The sequence below is a fragment of the Streptococcus infantis genome (assembly GCF_018499575.1).
GTDB classification, from domain to species: Bacteria; Bacillota; Bacilli; order Lactobacillales; family Streptococcaceae; genus Streptococcus; species Streptococcus infantis_K.
In genome coordinates, this window is the sequence record NZ_JAHDAP010000001.1 from 687264 (window position 1) to 704893 (window position 17630).

Here is a 17630-nt window from a genome sequence, read left to right on the forward strand (position 1 = left end):
AAACGCAAATAAAAAGGACTCAGTTGAGTCCTTTTTTAGTTATTTCGTAGTTTTTCCAAAGTATCTTTAAAGATAGCTGGAATATCGGAAGTAAATTCCATGGTTTCACCCGTTCTTGGATGGGTAAATCCAAGTGTCTTAGCGTGGAGAAACTGCCCATGACCTTTCAAAGTTTTACGAGGACCATAGACCTCATCTCCAGCAACAGGATGACCGATGTAAGCCATGTGTACACGAATTTGATGAGTCCGCCCTGTTTCCAGTTGCAACTCTAATAAAGTATAATCACCAAAGCGTTCCAAGACTTGGAAGCGTGTCACTGCTGGTTTTCCTTTGGCAGTCACAGCTTGTTTCTTACGGTCTTTTTCGCTACGTCCGATTGGTGCCTCGATGACTCCACGGTCATTTGGGAGATTACCGTGAACAATAGCCCAATACTTTCGAAGAGACTTCTTATCCTTCAATTCTTGAGCCAGTGCCATATGCGCTTCATCATTTTTAGCAATCATCAAGAGGCCTGACGTATCCTTATCAATACGATGAACAATCCCTGGACGCAATACACCATTAATGCCTGATAGGTCCTTGATATGATACATGAGGGCATTAACCAAGGTACCACTAGTATGACCAGCGCTTGGATGAACAACCATCCCTTGAGGCTTGTTAACTACTGCTACATCCTCATCTTGATAAATGATTTCTAATGGAATATCTTCCGCCACATACTCTAAAGCTTCTGGTTCTGGAACTTGATAAGTGATAATATCCCCTTCTTGAACCGAGTATTTAGCTTTTTTTACCTGTCCATTGACCAAGACCTGACCAGACTTGATTTGTTCATTGGCGAGACTACGAGACAATTCTGTCAAATCAGACAAAGCCTTATCTAAACGTACCCCGCCGGTTTCAATTTTAATTTCCATTCATTTCCTCTTTTAGCATTGCAAGCAATAACACCACTACTCCTACTGTCAGATAACTATCAGCCACATTGAAAATCGCAAAATTGATAAAGTCTAAGTGGAACATATCCACGACAAATCCTTGACTGATGCGATCGATAAAGTTCCCAAGGCCACCTGCAATAATCAAAATCAATCCAAAGACTGTCCAGGAGGAATCCTCTATATGCTTATGTAGATACCAGATAGCTCCAACCATGACTACCAGGGTAATCACTGCAAAAAACCACTGTTGATCTTGGAGCATCGAAAAGGCAGCTCCTCTATTTTGCAGATAGGTTAAACTAACTAGATTTGGGATCCATGACTTGATTTCACCAAGAGCAATAGTCTTAACGACATAAGACTTTACCAATTGGTCGAATAGGATTAAGGATCCTATAATCCATACTACTAGTCCTCTTTTTTTCATGCTTTCCTCTTCTGATCAAAATACTCTTGCATAACTTCTACAAATAAGGTTCCCGCTTGGCTCAAGTCTACTTCCTCACGTTTCACATAAACCATGCGATTATTGAGATTATCATTTAGAGGAATAACGGTGATTCCGTTCACACTATCGCTATCTAAGAATCCAGAACCAGTCGCATAAGCATTTGTTCTTTCAAGAATTCCATTTAAAGTAGCGCGGTCTGTTACGTTAAACATCTGAGAGCTAGCACTTGTATCCACAAAGTTTTCTGAGTAATAGAGATATTCATCCTTCTCTTGTGTGAAACGAACTGTTGGCAAATCAACTAAATCCTCCATAACCAACTCTTTTTTCTTAGCTAAAGGGTGACCTTCACGAAGATAAATATGCGTCTGGAAAGGAATCAACTCAATCACTTCAAGGCCTAACTTTTCAACCCGTTGCATGATACCCTTTTGGTTTTGATTATTGAGGTAAATAATCCCAATCTCACTATGACCTTGGGCTACTTCATCCAAAATCTGAACAGTTGTAGATTCAAAAATACGGAAATTTTTATAGTCTGGGTACCGTTGAGAAAAAGTTGTGATAGTCGGTGGCAAGAAATCATAGTGCTGGCTGGCTATTGAAAACTCATCCTTTTCCTCTTCAGGATTGGCATACTGGTTCTGGAAAACATCAAATCCTTTGACCAATTCTTGTGCCTTTTCATAAAATTCCATACCGCGACGAGTAAGGAAAGTTCCAGAACTGGTTCTGCGAAAAATCTTGAAGCCGAGCTCTTTTTCCAAGTCTCTTACAGAAATAGATAGACTCGGTTGGCTAACGTACATCTTCTCAGCTGCTTCACGAAAAGTACCACTATTAGCAATAGCCACAACGTAGCGTAATTGTTGAATATTCATGATTTCTCCTTCGATTTCTATCTTATCATTATACCATAAATCAAGCCTATCCAACAAAGGAAAATCATGAGACAGACACTTCTAATCCAAGCAAACAAAAAACACCTTTCAAGTTAGATAAAATTCTAACCAAAGGTGTTAGTGTTCATATTATTTAGCTGCTGCGTAAAGTTCATCTACTTTATTCCAGTTAATCACTGAGAAGAAAGCTTTGATGTAATCAGGACGAACGTTGCGGTATTTTACGTAGTAAGCATGTTCCCAAACGTCCAAGCCCAAGATTGGTTTCTTACCTTCTGAGATTGGTGTGTCTTGGTTTGCTGTTGAAGTCACTTCAAGTTTACCTTCTTTGTTAACAACCAACCATGCCCATCCAGAACCGAAACGAGTTGTTGCTGCTGCAGTGAAGGCTGCTTGGAATTCTTCGAATGAACCAAAAGCTTCATCGATTGCTGCTGCAAGTTCTGCTGAAGGAGCTGTCTTTTCAGGAGTCATCAATTCCCAGAAAAGAGCGTGGTTCAAGTGTCCACCACCGTTGTTGATAAGAGCTTGACGGATATCAGCTGGGATAGAGTCTACGTCAGCAAGCAATGCTTCGAGGTCTTCACCAATTTCAGGGTGTTTTTCAAGAGCTGCATTTGCGTTGTTTACGTATGTTTGGTGGTGTTTGTCATGGTGCAAGTGCATTGTTTCAGCATCAATGTATGGTTCCAATGCATCGTAAGCGTATGGAAGATCTGGTAAGATAATAGCCATCTGTAATACCTCTTTTTCTTTTTATATAAAAATGATAACGCAAACAACCTATTTTTTCAAGTTATTTGCTCAATTTGATTGGCTTGCAATTTGCAACAAAGCCTTCTCAAACAGGTAGCCTTTTTCGTAAACACCAGTCTTAATTTGATAATCTGCTTGGATAAGATAACGAATGGAATCCTGTAAGAAATTCAAGGACAATTCTCGCGTGTCACGGAGGGCAAACTTGATTTGATAGGGGTTAGGATTACGACCAAGATAGTGACCTAAATTGCTAACCATCTGAGTCTCTGTCTGACCAGACTCTTGTAAAATTTTCACTTGTGTATAGAGTCTGAACTGCCCCAGCATAATGGCAATCAGTTTAATCTCATCTTCTCCCTGCAAGGTCAAATCTTTTACTAAATCACGAGCCTGATCGATCTTCTTCCCTAAAATCAATTGGGTTAGATCAAAGATATTATCCTGCAAAGTCTTTGGTATGGCTTCAACAATATCTTTTTCTGTTATCAGACCACTATCCTTATAAGACTGTAAGAAGAGCAAGTTTTTCTGAATTTCACTGAATTGAAAACTAGATTTGATAAGCAACTGTTCAAAAGATTTTCCATCAAAGGAAAGTTCTTGTTCCTGAGCCCACTTTTGAAAATAGGCTCGCAACTCTTGCTCTTTAGGTTCAAGAGCCTCAAACACAGTTGCATCTCTCTTGAGCAATTTGACCAAACGTCTCTTACTGTCTAACTTGCCTTCAGCAAAGATTACTAATTTACTTGAGGGTACAGGATTTTCCAGATAGTCTTCAAAGGCCTTGAGCTCATCATCAGTTAGATAGCGTTTTTTAGCAGTTGTAATATCCACAAAGTGATCTAGGATCACGATTTTTTCATCCGCAAAGAAAGGAAGACTGACCAACTCTAGCTCCAAGCTTTTGTAGTCTACTTCTTTCATGTCAAAATAAGCAAAATTCAAATCTGCAGGATCGTATCCGATTTGCTTTAGAACCTGAGTTTTCATGATGTCGTACTGGCCTTGATCAGCCCCTGTAAACAGGGTCAAACTAGGAAGGTTCGCTAAGGATAGCTTTCGGCTTTCTTCTATGGCTAGCATCTTTTCTCCTTTCTTGTTAGTTTAGCTTCTATTTAATCCATATAATTCAATTTCCCACGGAAATCCTCTAGGCTTTCGTAACCTTTTTCCACCATGATTTCTTTGAGTTCCTTGGTAATACGCTCAAAAGCACCGACTCCTTCTTTATGAAGGGTAGTTCCTACTTGCACCATGCTGGCACCACAAAGGATATGTTCAAAGGCATCACGACCGGTTAAGACTCCACCAGTTCCGATAATTTGAATGTGAGGATTTAAACGTTGATAAAAGGCATGAACATTAGCAAGGGCCGTTGGTTTGATGTATTCTCCACCAATCCCACCAAAACCATTCTTAGGACGAATCACGACTGACTCATCTTGAATATAAAGACCATTTCCGATAGAGTTGACACAATTGACAAACTTAAGTGGATATTTGTTAAAAATAGCTGCTGCTTGATCAAAATGTACAATATCAAAATAAGGTGGAAGCTTAATTCCTAGAGGTTTTGTAAAATACTCAAAGACTTCTGATAAGATACGATCTGTAGTTTCAAAGTCATAGGCAATCTGTGGTTTACCAGGAACATTTGGGCATGAGAGATTGAGTTCAGTTAGACCACGAAAATCACTCTCTTGAACCTTTTTCAAAATAGTGTGAGTTTCCTCTGGAGACATTCCAACCAATGATAAAAAGAAGGTACGGTTTGGTTCTTTTTCTTGTAATTCCAATAGATACTTTAAGTAATAGTCTAAACCATTATTTGGGAGGCCCATCGAGTTAATAGAACCTAGTGGAACATCTTGATAACGTGGTTCAGGATTTCCCTGACGAAATTCCAAGGTTGCTGTTTTTGTGACAAAAGTTCCTGCTGCTGAATTTTTGACACCTTCCAACTCCTCAATGGTCATACAAGCAACTCCTGCTGCATTCATCAAGCAATTATCAAATTCAAAACCAGCAATCTGTGTTTTAGTTGATACCATGATTCTATTCCTCCGAATTCCTTTATATCTCTACTATTATACCATACTTTGACAGGACCCCTTTCATAAAAGTGGGTCTATAAAAAGCTGTGCAGATTCATCTAAAAAAAGGAGCTGATTCAAATTGAAAGAATTTTTAGAAAATTTGTGTTTTATCCTTTACACTGAAAAATTTTTCTGCTATAATGTCTCATGTAATAAAATATGACAACATAAAGGAGAACGATATGACATCTGCTAAAGAATATATCCAAAGCGTGTTTGAAACTGTAAAAGCTCGTAACGGGCATGAGGCTGAATTTCTCCAGGCGGTTGAAGAATTCTTCAGCACATTGGAGCCTGTCTTTGAAAAACACCCTGAGTATATCGAAGAAAATATCTTGGCACGTATCACTGAGCCTGAGCGCGTGATTTCTTTCCGTGTTCCTTGGGTTGACCGTGACGGTAAAGTTCAAGTGAACCGTGGTTATCGTGTTCAATTTAACTCAGCTGTTGGACCATATAAAGGCGGACTTCGTTTCCACCCAACTGTAAACCAAGGGATTTTGAAATTCCTAGGATTTGAACAAATTTTTAAAAATGTCTTGACTGGACTTCCTATCGGTGGAGGTAAAGGTGGATCAGACTTCGATCCCAAAGGCAAGACTGATGCTGAAGTGATGCGCTTCTGCCAAAGCTTCATGACTGAATTGCAAAAATACATCGGACCATCTCTTGACGTACCTGCTGGTGATATCGGTGTTGGTGGACGTGAGATTGGTTACCTCTACGGTCAATACAAACGCCTCAACCAATTTGATGCCGGTGTCTTGACTGGTAAACCTCTTGGTTTCGGTGGTAGCTTGATCCGTCCAGAAGCAACTGGTTACGGTTTGGTTTACTATACTGAAGAAATGCTTAAAGCAAACGGCAACAGCTTTGCTGGTAAGAAAGTCGTGATTTCAGGTTCTGGTAACGTAGCCCAATACGCTCTTCAAAAAGCGACTGAACTTGGTGCAACTGTTATCTCTGTATCTGACTCAAATGGCTATGTCATCGACGAAAATGGTATCGATTTTGACCTTCTTACAGATGTTAAAGAAAAACGTCGTGCTCGTTTGACTGAATACGCAGCAGAAAAACCAACTGCTACTTACCACGAAGGTTCTGTATGGACTTACGCTGGCAACTATGATATCGCCCTTCCATGTGCAACTCAAAATGAGATCAACGGTGAAGCTGCGAAACGCTTGGTTGCTCAAGGAGTTATCTGTGTCTCTGAAGGAGCTAACATGCCTAGCGACCTTGAAGCTATCAAAGTTTACAAAGAAAATGGAATCCTTTACGGACCTGCCAAAGCGGCCAATGCTGGTGGTGTTGCTGTATCAGCTCTTGAAATGAGCCAAAACAGTCTTCGACTTTCATGGACTCGTGAAGAAGTTGATGGACGTCTCAAAGACATCATGACCAACATCTTCAACACAGCTAAAACAACTGCTGAAACATATGGTCTTGGTACTGATTACCTTGCAGGTGCTAATATCGCAGCCTTTGAAAATGTAGCAAATGCTATGATTGCCCAAGGTCTGGTTTAATTTTTAGAAAGCATATAACTCCTCACATCCCATGTGAGGAGTTTTTCTTATTCACAGAAAAATACCTATCCAAATGGATAGGTATTAAATGATTACAATTTACTTGCTACGGCATCCAACAATTCTTGGATCTTCGCTTGGTTGCTTCCTCCTGCCATGGCCATGTCTGGTTTACCACCACCACGTCCATCAACGATTGGAGCTAATTCTTTAACCAAGTTACCTGCGTGGATGTCTTTTGTCTTGCTGGCTACAAGAAGGTTGACCTTGTCACCGATGGCTGCGACAAGAACAAGCACATCAGAGTAGTCTTTTTGCTTCCAGTTATCTGCAAAGGTACGAAGAGCACCTGCATCTGAAACAGAAACTTGGCTCGCAATGTAACGGTGGCCGTTTGCTTCTTGAACATTCTTGAAGACATCGCCTGCTGCCGCTGCTGCCGCTTTTTCCTTCAATTCTGCATTTTCTTTTTGCAATTGACGGAGTTGCTCTTGAAGACCTTCCACCTTATGAGGAACTTCCTTGAGTTGAGGTGCTTTCAAGGTTGCTGCGACTGCTTTCAGAGCATCTTCTTGTTCACGATAAGCTTCAAAGGCTTCCTTACCAGTCACTGCCAAGATACGACGAGTTCCTGATCCAATCCCTTCTTCTTTAACAATCTTGAAGAGACCGATTTCAGAAGTGTTACCTACGTGAGTACCACCACAAAGTTCAACTGAGTAGTCACCAATGGTTACAACACGTACTTCCTTACCGTATTTCTCACCAAAGAGGGCCATAGCTCCCATTTCTTTAGCTGTGTCAATATCTGTCTCAACTGTTTCCACTGCGATAGCTTCCCAGATCTTTTCATTGACTTGTTGCTCAATAGCGCGCAATTCTTCAGGAGTTACAGCTTGGAAGTGGGTGAAGTCAAAGCGAAGGAATTCTACTTCGTTGAGTGATCCTGCTTGAGTTGCATGGTGACCAAGGATATTGTGAAGAGCTGCATGGAGCAAGTGAGTTGCTGTGTGGTTCTTCATGACACGATGACGACGATTGCTATCGATGGTCAAAGTATATTCTTGGTTTAAAGCAAGTGGAGCATGAACTTCAACGGTATGAAGAGCTTGTCCATTTGGTGCTTTTTGAACGTCTGTCACAGTCGCTACTACGTTTCCTTGAGCATCCAAGATTTGACCGTGGTCCGCAACTTGTCCACCCATTTCAGCGTAGAATGGTGTTTCTGCAAAGATCAGTGAAGCAGTTCCTTCTGATACACTTTCTACTTCTGCATTATCAGCTACGATAGCCACCAACTTAGAAGGCAATTGGCTAGCATTGTAGTTGAAGACACTCTCAACAGTAATGTTTTGAAGGGTTTCGTTCTGCATACCCATAGATCCGCCTTTGACAGCAGACGCACGCGCACGTTCTTGTTGTTCCTTCATGGCTGCTTCGAAGCCTTCACGGTCTACAGTCATTCCTGCTTCTTCAGCGATTTCTTCTGTCAACTCTACTGGAAATCCGTATGTATCATAGAGTTTAAAGACATCTTGACCAGCAATGACAGATTGTCCTTTTTCTTTCAAGTCTGCTACGATACCCTGGGCAAAGTGTTGACCTGAGTGAAGGGTACGAGCAAATGACTCTTCTTCGCTCTTAACGATTTTCTCAATAAAGTCACGTTTTTCAAGAACTTCTGGGTAGTAGCTTTCCATGATTTTTCCAACAGTTGGAACGAGTTTGTAAAGGAAAGGCTCATTGATACCCAATTTTTGACCATGCATAGAAGCACGACGGAGAAGACGACGAAGGACATAACCACGACCTTCATTTCCAGGAAGGGCACCATCACCGATAGCAAATGAAAGAGAACGGATGTGGTCAGCGATAACTTTAAAGCTCATGTTGTCGCCATCTTGGTCATAAACCTTACCAGACAATTTCTCCACTTCACGAATGATCGGCATGAAGAGGTCTGTTTCAAAGTTTGTCTTAGCCCCTTGGATAACTGCCACCAAACGCTCCAAACCAGCGCCCGTATCAATGTTTTTGTGTGGCAATTCCTTGTACTCGCTACGAGGAACAGCTGGGTCAGCGTTAAATTGTGACAAAACGATGTTCCAGATTTCGATATAACGGTCATTTTCGATATCTTCTGCAAGAAGACGAAGACCGATGTTTTCTGGGTCAAAGGCTTCTCCACGGTCGAAGAAGATTTCTGTATCAGGTCCAGAAGGTCCTGCACCGATTTCCCAGAAGTTGTCTTCAATTGGGATCAAGTGACTTGGATCTACTCCCACTTCAATCCAGCGGTTGTATGAATCCTTGTCATCTGGATAATAAGTCATGTAAAGTTTGTCTTTAGGGAAGTCAAACCACTCAGGACTTGTCAAAAGTTCATAAGCCCAAGTAATGGCTTCGTCACGGAAGTAATCCCCAATTGAGAAGTTTCCCAACATTTCAAACATGGTATGGTGACGCGCCGTCTTCCCTACGTTTTCAATATCGTTGGTACGGATAGCCTTTTGCGCATTGGTAATTCGTGGATTTTCAGGAATAATAGTTCCATCAAAGTATTTCTTAAGAGTTGCTACCCCTGAGTTGATCCACAAAAGGGTTGGATCGTTTACTGGAACCAAGCTAACAGATGGTTCTACCGAGTGACCTTTGGTCGCCCAGAAATCAAGCCACATTTGGCGGACTTGTGCACTAGATAATTGTTTCATTTGTATCTCCTTTTTACTAATTTGAGTCTCTTTCTAGCATTTCTACATAGTCGATAGCGACACAGAGGGAAATGACTAGGTCTGCATAAGATTCGTCGTAGACTGTCACGGTATAGGTAGAAGTTAAATGGAAGAGTTCCTTAGCAATCTCCGCAATCACTTGATCACGATCATCGAGGAGTTTAAAGTTTAAATCCCAGATATTTCCTTCGATACGAAGACCGAGGTTGTCAAACTCATACTTATCTTTGAAGAAAGTCAACTTCTTTCGGATATAAAAATGATCTCCATTACTGAGTTGAATCTCAAAGCGTGGCATGAAGGTAAGAATTTCTTTACTAATTCCACTGACTTGTTCACCAACTGCATCGTAGATGGTAAAAGTCTTTGGAATCTTAAAAAATGAACCTTCAACCTGATAGGCGACATTGCCCATTTCATCCTTGATATCAAAGCGTTCACCACCTAGGCGAAATTTTTGTTTGACAAGAAATCTTCTCATAAGTACCTCCAAAAATAAAAGACAAATCCATATCACGAAGGGCGAAAAACCGCGGTACCACCTTCATTCAATGAACTTGTCATTCTTTGATTCTTATGCAATTGTTCGATTGAGTAGCATGATTTTCTATCTTAGATGGCTCGCAGCACCGCCAATTCTCTGAACTAAGATGGAGAGAAAACCAATTCTCAACTCTAGTATTATACCGTTTTTGGAAAGGTTCGTCAAGATTTATCATCTTAAAGATACTGCATCAAGCAATAAATTCTGAAAGCTAGATGCTAATCGTCTCGCCTACAGAAAGAGTTTTATATTTAGCATCTTCAACTTCTTTTTTTGTCGTCTGGTAATGACTATAATCGTCAATATGAATTGGATAGATATTTTGGGGCTGAAGTATAGATTCTAATTGTTGTAACATCTTTAAATTCATTGTGAATGGACCACCAAATGAATCTGATTTAACGGCTCCAAGATTTACAAAAATAGCATCAATGTTTTTGGGAACAAAATCAGTCAATCTTGGATATAAAATCGTGTCACCTGTAAAATAGATTATTTTAGTTTGCAATGGACTTGTGATTGTTATTTGATAACCATTAACTTTCCCAACTATTTTTTGCATTATAAAATTACTCGCATGATAAGCTGGTATAGCTTTAATAGCAATTTCATACTCATCAACAGAAAAATATTGCTCTTCTCCCCATTTTAAAACTATATTTTTTAAACATGACAATCCTTCTGTAATTTTTCTGTTAGGAGAAATGACCGTTTTGTCCTTCAGGTATCCTTTGCCAACATCATCTAAATGATCTTGATGACCATGAGTTATTAGCCATACATCAACTTTATTAAGAAGAGACTTATCATTATTGACATTAGTTTGTTTCTCGGACACAAATCCTTTAAACTGAACTAAAGTTCCTTTGGGAGATAAATCAGGATCAATTCCTATATAAAATTTATTATCAATGGAAAGGATTCCACATGCAACTCCACAATAAGTAAACGAAATAAACATAATACTCCTACAAATAGTTTCCAAATCACTTTTTCTATAAAAAGATAAATTCTTTAAGATTAGAAAAATTATAGCACGATTCAGAAATTATTACTAGTTACCACTTATAACCATCATAAAACCTAGCTATAGAAACTTTATTAGTTACTAATAGCCAGGTTTTATTTTAATTTAATTGAAATTATTTCCGACAGCAAAAATCTCCTACTTCCGATACATCTTAAACTGTAGGAAGAGGTCACTGTAGATTCCTGTCCATTTATGGTCAAATTTTTCATAAACTTCTAGGTGTTTCATTGTATCTGCATCTGGATAGAAGGACTTGTCCTCTTTTGTCTCTTCAGGGAGCATTTCCTTAGCAGCATTGTTTGGTGTTGAATAGCCAACATACTCAGCATTTTTTAGAGCATTTTCAGGCTTCAACATGAAGTTGATGAAAGCATAAGCTGCATCTTGGTTCTTGACAGTTTTAGGAATAACCATGTTATCAAACCAGAGGTTACTTGCTTCTGTCGGAACGACATATTTGAGGTTAGGATTCTTTTCCAACATCTGACTAGCTTCACCTGAGAAAGTCACACCAATGGCAGCATTGTTCTGAATCATGTAACCTTTCATCTCATCGGCTACAATAGCCTTGATATTTGGAGTTAGCTTGTAGAGCTTATCGACCGTTTCCTCCAACTGCTGTGGATTTTTAGAGTTGAGGCTATAGCCTAATGAGTTAAGACCTAAACCAAGCACCTCACGCGCCCCATCAAAGAGCATGATCGAATCCTTGTATTCTGGTTTCCAGAGGTCATCCCAATGTTCAGGTGCTTCTTCTACCATGGTTTCATTGTAGACAATTCCCAAAGTTCCCCAGAAGTATGGGATAGAGTACTTGTTGTTTGGGTCAAATGACTGGTTGAGAAACTCTGGACCAATATTCTCAATTCCCTCAATCTTACTATAATCAAGTGGAACTAGAAGATCTTCGTCCTTCATCTTGTTGATCATGTATTCACTTGGGATGGCAATATCATAGGTTGTTCCACCTTGCTTGATTTTCGTGTACATGGCTTCGTTAGAATCAAAGGTTTCGTACTGAACTTGGATTCCCGTTTCTTCTGTAAATTTCTCTAGAAGTTCAGGATCGATATAGTCTCCCCAGTTGTAGATGACCAATTTTTGACTATCACGACTATTGATTTTACTATCAAGATGGTAAGAAATTCCCCATAAGACAAGGATAATCGCTAAAATTCCTGCTAAAAATGAATAGAGTCGTTTCATGCTTGCTCCTCCTTCTCACGTGAAATAAAGTAATATCCGACAACCAGGATAATACTAAAGAGAAAGACCAAGGCTGAAAGAGCATTGATTTCTAAAGAAATTCCCTTACGAGCTCGAGAGTAGATCTCAACTGACAAGGTTGAAAAACCATTTCCCGTTACAAAGAAGGTCACAGCAAAGTCATCTAATGAATAGGTGAAAGCCATAAAGTAGCCTGCGATGATTGAAGGTGTTAGGTAAGGGAGCATAATTTCCTTGAACATTTGGAACTGACTAGCCCCAAGGTCATAGGCTGCATGAATCATATCCCCATTCATCTCTTTCAATCGAGGCAAGACCATGAGCACTACGATTGGAATCGAGAAGGCAACGTGACTGGAAAGAACCGTCAGAAAACCAAGTGAAAACTTGAGCTGTGTAAAGAGAATCAAGAAGCTGGCACCAATCATAACGTCTGGTGCAACCATCAAAATGTTATTAAGAGATAGAAAAGCTTCTTGGTATTTTTTGCGTGATTGGTAGATATAGATAGCCCCAAAAGTTCCAATCACTGTCGCAATCAAGGCTGATAGAAAGGCTAGTAAAAAGGTTTGAACCAAAATCAGCATGAGCCTTCCATCACCAAACATGGTTTCAAAGTGAGACAAACTAAAACCTGTAAAGCTATTCATATCATCACCGGCATTGAAGGCATATCCGATCAGGTAAAAGATTGGCAAATAAAGGACGATAAAGACAAAGGTTAGATAAAGATTCGATAATTTTTTCATCGTTCTCTCCTTTCCTTAGTCACCCACATAGTAATGAACATGGTCAAGATAAGAACAACACCAATGGTTGAACCCATACCATAGTTGTCATTAGTCAGGAAGTTCTGCTCGATGGCAGTCCCCAAAGTAATCACTCGGTTCCCACCGATCAAACGAGTTAACATGAAAAGACTCAAACTTGGGATAAAGACAGATTGGACTCCGCTTCGAACCCCGTTCATTGACAGAGGGAAGATGACATGGCGGAAGGTTTCCCACTTGGTTGCACCGAGGTCATAGCTGGCATTGATGAGATTGTTATCCATATCATCCAGAACATTGAAGATGGGCAAAATCATAAATGGAAGCTCGATGTAGCTTGCGACAAAGATAAATGAGAAATCCGTAAAGAGCAACTGTTGCGAACCAATTCCGATAAATTCCAAGAATTGGTTAATGGAGCCATTTTGACCAAAAATTCCAATAAAGGCATAGGCCTTGAGCAGTAGGTTGATCCAAGTTGGCAAGATAATCAGCATGAGCCATAGTTGACGGTGTTTGAGACGGGTCAAAAAGAGGGCTGTTGGATAGCTGATCAAGAGTGTCACTAGAGTTACAATCCCAGCATAAAGAACCGAATTAAAACTCATTTTAAGATAGGTTAAGTTTTGCGACGCGAAATAGGATTTATAGTTTTCTAAACTGAACTGGCCTTCGATGTTGAAAAAGGATTGTCCAAAAATCAAGACCAAGGGTGCCAATACGAAGAGTGCAATCCAAAGCATGTAGGGCACTACAAAGAGTTTAGAGGTTGTTTTCTTCATCTCTTTCCTCCTCGATAGCGTTGATCAAACCTGCTTCATGCTCTTCGATTTCTACGTATTCTTCGATACGAGCATCGAACTCTTCTTCTGTTTCATTGAGACGCATGATGTGGATGTCTTCTGGTTCAAAGTCCAGACCGATTTCCTCACCAACGATGGCCTTACGAGTCGAATGAATCATCCATTCATTGCCAAGTTCATCATAGGCGATAATCTCATAGTGAACCCCACGGAAGAGCTGCGTATCGACCTTAACTTGGAGCTTTCCTTCTTCAGGAAGAGTAATACGCAAGTCCTCTGGACGAATGACGACTTCGACTGGTTCATTTGGTTTCATCCCACCATCGACCGCTTCAAATCGTTTGCCATTGAACTCAACCAAGTAGTCCTCAATCATAGTTCCTGGCAGGATGTTTGATTCACCGATAAAGGTGGCTACAAAGTGGTTGATAGGCTCGTCGTAGATATCAACTGGTGTCCCAGACTGAACGATTTCACCGTCATTCATAACGAAAATCCAGTCACTCATGGCCAGGGCTTCTTCCTGATCGTGGGTAACAAAAACAAAGGTAATGCCCAAGCGTTGTTGGAGTTCACGGAGTTCGTATTGCATGTCTGTCCGCAACTTCAAGTCAAGCGCTGACAAGGGCTCATCCAAGAGTACAACACGAGGTTGGTTGATGATAGCACGGGCAATAGCCACACGCTGGCGTTGCCCTCCAGATAGCCTGCGGATCGAACGTTTTTCATATCCTTCAAGCTGTACCATCTTGAGGACTTCTAAGACACGTTGTTCGATTTCTTTTTTATCGACCTTACGCAATCGCAATGGAAAGGCCACATTTTCAAAGACATTCATATGTGGGAACAAGGCATAAGATTGGAAAACTGTGTGAACATCGCGCTTATTAGTAGGGATATCATTGATTCTTATGCCATCCAACAAAATATCACCCGTCGTTGCATCCAACAAACCTGCGATGATATTGAGAATGGTTGATTTCCCTGAACCAGAAGCTCCTAGCAGTGTATAAAATTTTCCTTCTTCCAACTCAAAGTTAATATCCTTGAGAACCGTAGTGTCACTATCTTCAAAAACTTTAGAAACGTTTCTGAATTCGATAATTGGTTTTTTCAATTCCTCTAAATTCCTTCTTCTTCGTAAAATAACAAATTGGGACCTTGTTAGCATGCTAAAAACAAGTGTCGGAAATAAAACGTCCTAAACCTTTTATCTAGCAATAAAATCCCAATCTTTGAATAATATGTAAAAATAATGTTATTCGTGTTCACCCAAAATGCGAACCTCTCGCTCTAAGGTAACACCAGAATGTTCTTTAACTTTTTCAATGACAGACTCAATTAAGTCTTCATAATCTCTTGCGGTCCCATCGGCTACATTAATCATAAAGCCTGCATGTTTTTCTGAGACTTCAACACCACCGATACGGTAGCCCTTCAAACCAGCTTCTGAAATCAATTGTCCTGCAAAATGCCCGACTGGACGTTTAAAGACAGAACCACATGATGGATATTCCAAAGGTTGTTTGAGTTCCCGAAGGTGGGTCAAGCGATCCATTTCTTGTTTGATTGTCTCATAATTCCCAGGAGAAAGTGAGAATTTAGCTGATAAGACAACTGCTCCAGAATCTTGAATAGCTGAATGACGATAACCAAAGGCTAAATCTTTGACTGATAAAGTCTCAATTTCACCTTCCTTTGTCAAGACCTGACAGGATTGCAGGATATGTGCAATCTCACCACCGTAGGCACCAGCGTTCATAAAAACAGCGCCACCGACACTTCCAGGAATGCCACATGCAAACTCAAATCCAGTCAAACTATGACGAAGAGCAATGCGAGTTGTTTCGATCAAGTTAGCTCCAGCTTCCGCTTCAATGGTATAACCATCGACCGAAACATTGTTGAGCTTGTCACACATAATGACAAAGCCACGAACTCCGCCTTCTCGGACGATAATATTACTGGCATTTCCGAGAACCATCCAAGGGATATTTTCTTGATTGGCAAACTTCACCACACGGGCCATCTCATAACGATTGCGAGGAAAAACCAAGTAATCTGCCTCTCCTCCGACTTTTGTATAGGCATAAGATTTTAAGGGCTCATCGAAACGAATATCGATTCCTTTTAAGGTTTCATTTATTTTATCTAATACAGTCATTTTACTCTTCCTTTTATAAAATACATTCTATTATACCATTTTTAGGAGCATTTTTCGATGATTTGATGAGCTTTTTTATCCATACAGATAAAAAAGAGGTTAGACCTCTTTTGCATGATTATTTTTTATATAAGATTGTTTTTGTAAAGTATACAAATAGGACAACTTCCACTGCTAACAACCCTTCGACTAGAAGCGGATTTGAAATCCAACCAACCTGAGATAGACTCGGAGCCAAATCAAAGAAGGCATGTAAGCCATAAGCAGTTGCTAGATAAATCCAATTCTTTTGACGAACTGCTTGATAAACCCAGAAAGTGAGACCGATTTGCATAATCAGAGCAAGCACACGCTCAACACCTAGTAAATAAACCTGCCATCCAGATAGAGATTGAACTGTTTCAAGTGTATTTTGGGGAAGGATATTTGCCAAATCTGGATTTGAAGACTCTAATAACGAAAAGAGGATCAAAAGACTAATCAAGCTCCCCACTCCGAGGTAGAGCAATTCCAAGCCACCATGACCAAGTCCATAGGCGAGGGCATCCGAATCTTTCAAAGCTCTCTTCTTCTCTAACCATTTAAAGAAGACAAGGCGCGCCGTTTCTTCAAAGAAAGCTGCCATAGTGATTCCATAAAGGACATATAGAAAAGGATGCTCCTGCATAAGCGAAATGGTTCCATCTTTTTGTGGATGAAGAACGATAAGGTGAACAATTTTCTCCAGTACCTGAGATGAGACAAAAAATGCGACTGCCCCAAGGCCTAAAACTGAAAGGTTAATCTTGTACTTCTTTTTTGAGAACCAAATGGCAGCTATGAGAATTACAAATAAAGCTATCATTGTGATTATTACATGAATTTTCATACTTTTCTCCTTTTATTCAGCCTGATCGATATCTTTTTTCATCTCATCAACATTGAACTTAGCAAAGAGGTACTGACGATCCTGGACAGGGAAACGTTGATCCAACTGATCGACAGCTCCAACCTCTACGATTCCTTCCTTGATGACAAAGTCCATAACGTGACCACCAAAGGTTAGGTCATCTGAGATAAAGTGCAAATGATAGCCTGCAACACTGACACCATGGAAAATTTCAGGTGTCCAGAATCCAACGATAGTCCCAGAGACATTTTCGCAACTATATTCAGGCTGATGAGTCGCAACCTCAGCGAACTTTGTTTCGGATGTTGATTTGGGAATCATGCGAACATGCATGTGTTTAAAATCACCATGAATTTTAATCGAACGGAAAAGATTTTCCCCATCATAGTAGGATTCAATTCGTTTTTCTAGTTCCTTATCAGTCATCTCAAAACGCTGACGGAAAATAACTTCTGCTTGGTGGGGGACAACTGCCGCATAAGGAATCAGTGCGTCTGGTGAAACTTCTACGATTTCAGGCTTATCCCCTGAACCCTTAGCTTGATAGGCTTTCCCATCCAAGACAATCAGTTCTCCATCAATAGAGTCCAAGGTTCCTAGTCCTAAATCCCCATGTTCAAGCAACTCACCAACGGTCATGGTCCCACCGTATAGTCCAGCCATCAAGGCTCCCAAGGTATTGTATTGGAATAATTTAACTGGTTCTTGCACCTTTATCATCTCACTCTTCTTTGAAAATTTTACTTACTAAGTATATCACATTTCTTCTTAGAATTGAACGCTA

17 protein-coding genes are annotated in these 17630 nt (G+C 40.2%); 1 reads left to right on the top strand and 16 read right to left on the bottom strand.

Features of this window, described 5'->3' with window-relative positions:
* Positions 1-35: 35 nt before the first annotated feature.
* The 6 genes from KJR31_RS03380 to KJR31_RS03405 form a co-directional block, all read right to left on the bottom strand.
* Positions 36-926 carry an RluA family pseudouridine synthase gene (locus KJR31_RS03380; RefSeq protein ID WP_214262069.1) on the bottom strand — a complete coding sequence of 297 codons (891 nt, stop codon included), beginning with the start codon at positions 924-926 and terminating at the stop codon, positions 36-38.
* The gene (lspA, locus tag KJR31_RS03385) at positions 916-1377 is read right to left on the bottom strand and encodes a signal peptidase II (RefSeq protein WP_214262070.1); all 462 of its coding nucleotides are present in this window, start codon (positions 1375-1377) and stop codon (positions 916-918) included. The genes KJR31_RS03380 and lspA overlap by 11 nt, the downstream gene beginning before the upstream one ends.
* Positions 1374-2282 carry a LysR family transcriptional regulator gene (locus tag KJR31_RS03390; RefSeq protein WP_214262071.1) on the bottom strand — a complete coding sequence of 303 codons (909 nt, stop codon included), beginning with the start codon at positions 2280-2282 and terminating at the stop codon, positions 1374-1376. Before KJR31_RS03390 ends, lspA begins: the two co-directional genes overlap by 4 nt.
* 150 nt (positions 2283-2432) lie before the next feature.
* Positions 2433-3038, bottom strand: a complete 606-nt coding sequence (sodA, locus tag KJR31_RS03395; RefSeq protein ID WP_214262072.1) for a superoxide dismutase SodA — start codon at positions 3036-3038, stop codon at positions 2433-2435.
* 69 nt (positions 3039-3107) lie between these two features.
* Positions 3108-4145, bottom strand: a complete 1038-nt coding sequence (gene holA / locus KJR31_RS03400; RefSeq protein WP_214262073.1) for a DNA polymerase III subunit delta — start codon at positions 4143-4145, stop codon at positions 3108-3110.
* Between the two features lie 32 nt (positions 4146-4177).
* On the bottom strand, positions 4178-5113 hold the full coding sequence (locus tag KJR31_RS03405) for a dihydroorotate oxidase (RefSeq protein WP_214262074.1): 936 nt from the start codon (positions 5111-5113) through the stop codon (positions 4178-4180).
* 227 nt (positions 5114-5340) lie between these two features.
* Between KJR31_RS03405 and gdhA the strand changes: the two genes are divergently transcribed.
* The gene (gene gdhA / locus KJR31_RS03410; protein WP_214262075.1) at positions 5341-6687 is read left to right on the top strand and encodes an NADP-specific glutamate dehydrogenase; all 1347 of its coding nucleotides are present in this window, start codon (positions 5341-5343) and stop codon (positions 6685-6687) included.
* 92 nt (positions 6688-6779) lie between these two features.
* Here the strand turns inward: gdhA and alaS are convergent, their stop codons facing one another.
* The 10 genes from alaS to budA all read right to left on the bottom strand — a co-directional run bounded on the left by alaS (position 6780) and on the right by budA (position 17566).
* On the bottom strand, positions 6780-9398 hold the full coding sequence (alaS, locus tag KJR31_RS03415) for an alanine--tRNA ligase (RefSeq protein WP_214262076.1): 2619 nt from the start codon (positions 9396-9398) through the stop codon (positions 6780-6782).
* Positions 9399-9414: 16 nt separating this feature from the next.
* A complete protein-coding gene (locus KJR31_RS03420; RefSeq protein WP_214262077.1) occupies positions 9415-9900 on the bottom strand; it encodes an LURP-one-related/scramblase family protein in 486 nt (161 codons plus the stop codon).
* Between the two features lie 274 nt (positions 9901-10174).
* Complete coding sequence (locus KJR31_RS03425) at positions 10175-10924, bottom strand: MBL fold metallo-hydrolase (protein ID WP_214262078.1); 750 nt, start codon at positions 10922-10924, stop codon at positions 10175-10177.
* Positions 10925-11128: 204 nt separating this feature from the next.
* Positions 11129-12199 carry an ABC transporter substrate-binding protein gene (locus tag KJR31_RS03430; RefSeq protein ID WP_214262079.1) on the bottom strand — a complete coding sequence of 357 codons (1071 nt, stop codon included), beginning with the start codon at positions 12197-12199 and terminating at the stop codon, positions 11129-11131.
* Entirely contained in the window at positions 12196-12969 is a 774-nt protein-coding gene (locus tag KJR31_RS03435) for an ABC transporter permease (RefSeq protein ID WP_214262080.1), read from the bottom strand. Before KJR31_RS03435 ends, KJR31_RS03430 begins: the two co-directional genes overlap by 4 nt.
* Positions 12966-13772 carry an ABC transporter permease gene (locus KJR31_RS03440; RefSeq protein WP_000754116.1) on the bottom strand — a complete coding sequence of 269 codons (807 nt, stop codon included), beginning with the start codon at positions 13770-13772 and terminating at the stop codon, positions 12966-12968. The genes KJR31_RS03435 and KJR31_RS03440 overlap by 4 nt, the downstream gene beginning before the upstream one ends.
* Entirely contained in the window at positions 13753-14910 is a 1158-nt protein-coding gene (locus KJR31_RS03445; protein WP_214262081.1) for an ABC transporter ATP-binding protein, read from the bottom strand. The genes KJR31_RS03440 and KJR31_RS03445 overlap by 20 nt, the downstream gene beginning before the upstream one ends.
* A gap of 141 nt (positions 14911-15051) precedes the next feature.
* The gene (murB, locus tag KJR31_RS03450; protein ID WP_214262082.1) at positions 15052-15957 is read right to left on the bottom strand and encodes a UDP-N-acetylmuramate dehydrogenase; all 906 of its coding nucleotides are present in this window, start codon (positions 15955-15957) and stop codon (positions 15052-15054) included.
* Between the two features lie 118 nt (positions 15958-16075).
* A complete protein-coding gene (locus tag KJR31_RS03455; RefSeq protein ID WP_214262083.1) occupies positions 16076-16825 on the bottom strand; it encodes a YhfC family intramembrane metalloprotease in 750 nt (249 codons plus the stop codon).
* 12 nt (positions 16826-16837) lie between these two features.
* Positions 16838-17566, bottom strand: a complete 729-nt coding sequence (budA, locus tag KJR31_RS03460; protein WP_214262084.1) for an acetolactate decarboxylase — start codon at positions 17564-17566, stop codon at positions 16838-16840.
* Positions 17567-17630: the final 64 nt, after the last annotated feature.

What these genes read in the sequence shown, in the direction of transcription:
- murB (WP_214262082.1), bottom strand. Translation starts at nt 15,957, where the DNA reads ATGACTGTATTAGATAAAATAAATGAAACCTTAAAAGGAATCGATATT.
- KJR31_RS03405 (WP_214262074.1), bottom strand. Translation starts at nt 5,113, where the DNA reads ATGGTATCAACTAAAACACAGATTGCTGGTTTTGAATTTGATAATTGC.
- KJR31_RS03455 (WP_214262083.1), bottom strand. Translation starts at nt 16,825, where the DNA reads ATGAAAATTCATGTAATAATCACAATGATAGCTTTATTTGTAATTCTC.
- KJR31_RS03435 (WP_214262080.1), bottom strand. Translation starts at nt 12,969, where the DNA reads ATGAAAAAATTATCGAATCTTTATCTAACCTTTGTCTTTATCGTCCTT.
- KJR31_RS03390 (WP_214262071.1), bottom strand. Translation starts at nt 2,282, where the DNA reads ATGAATATTCAACAATTACGCTACGTTGTGGCTATTGCTAATAGTGGT.
- alaS (WP_214262076.1), bottom strand. Translation starts at nt 9,398, where the DNA reads ATGAAACAATTATCTAGTGCACAAGTCCGCCAAATGTGGCTTGATTTC.
- lspA (WP_214262070.1), bottom strand. Translation starts at nt 1,377, where the DNA reads ATGAAAAAAAGAGGACTAGTAGTATGGATTATAGGATCCTTAATCCTA.
- sodA (WP_214262072.1), bottom strand. Translation starts at nt 3,038, where the DNA reads ATGGCTATTATCTTACCAGATCTTCCATACGCTTACGATGCATTGGAA.
- KJR31_RS03425 (WP_214262078.1), bottom strand. Translation starts at nt 10,924, where the DNA reads ATGTTTATTTCGTTTACTTATTGTGGAGTTGCATGTGGAATCCTTTCC.
- budA (WP_214262084.1), bottom strand. Translation starts at nt 17,566, where the DNA reads ATGATAAAGGTGCAAGAACCAGTTAAATTATTCCAATACAATACCTTG.
- holA (WP_214262073.1), bottom strand. Translation starts at nt 4,145, where the DNA reads ATGCTAGCCATAGAAGAAAGCCGAAAGCTATCCTTAGCGAACCTTCCT.
- KJR31_RS03430 (WP_214262079.1), bottom strand. Translation starts at nt 12,199, where the DNA reads ATGAAACGACTCTATTCATTTTTAGCAGGAATTTTAGCGATTATCCTT.
- KJR31_RS03380 (WP_214262069.1), bottom strand. Translation starts at nt 926, where the DNA reads ATGGAAATTAAAATTGAAACCGGCGGGGTACGTTTAGATAAGGCTTTG.
- KJR31_RS03440 (WP_000754116.1), bottom strand. Translation starts at nt 13,772, where the DNA reads ATGAAGAAAACAACCTCTAAACTCTTTGTAGTGCCCTACATGCTTTGG.
- KJR31_RS03420 (WP_214262077.1), bottom strand. Translation starts at nt 9,900, where the DNA reads ATGAGAAGATTTCTTGTCAAACAAAAATTTCGCCTAGGTGGTGAACGC.
- gdhA (WP_214262075.1), top strand. Translation starts at nt 5,341, where the DNA reads ATGACATCTGCTAAAGAATATATCCAAAGCGTGTTTGAAACTGTAAAA.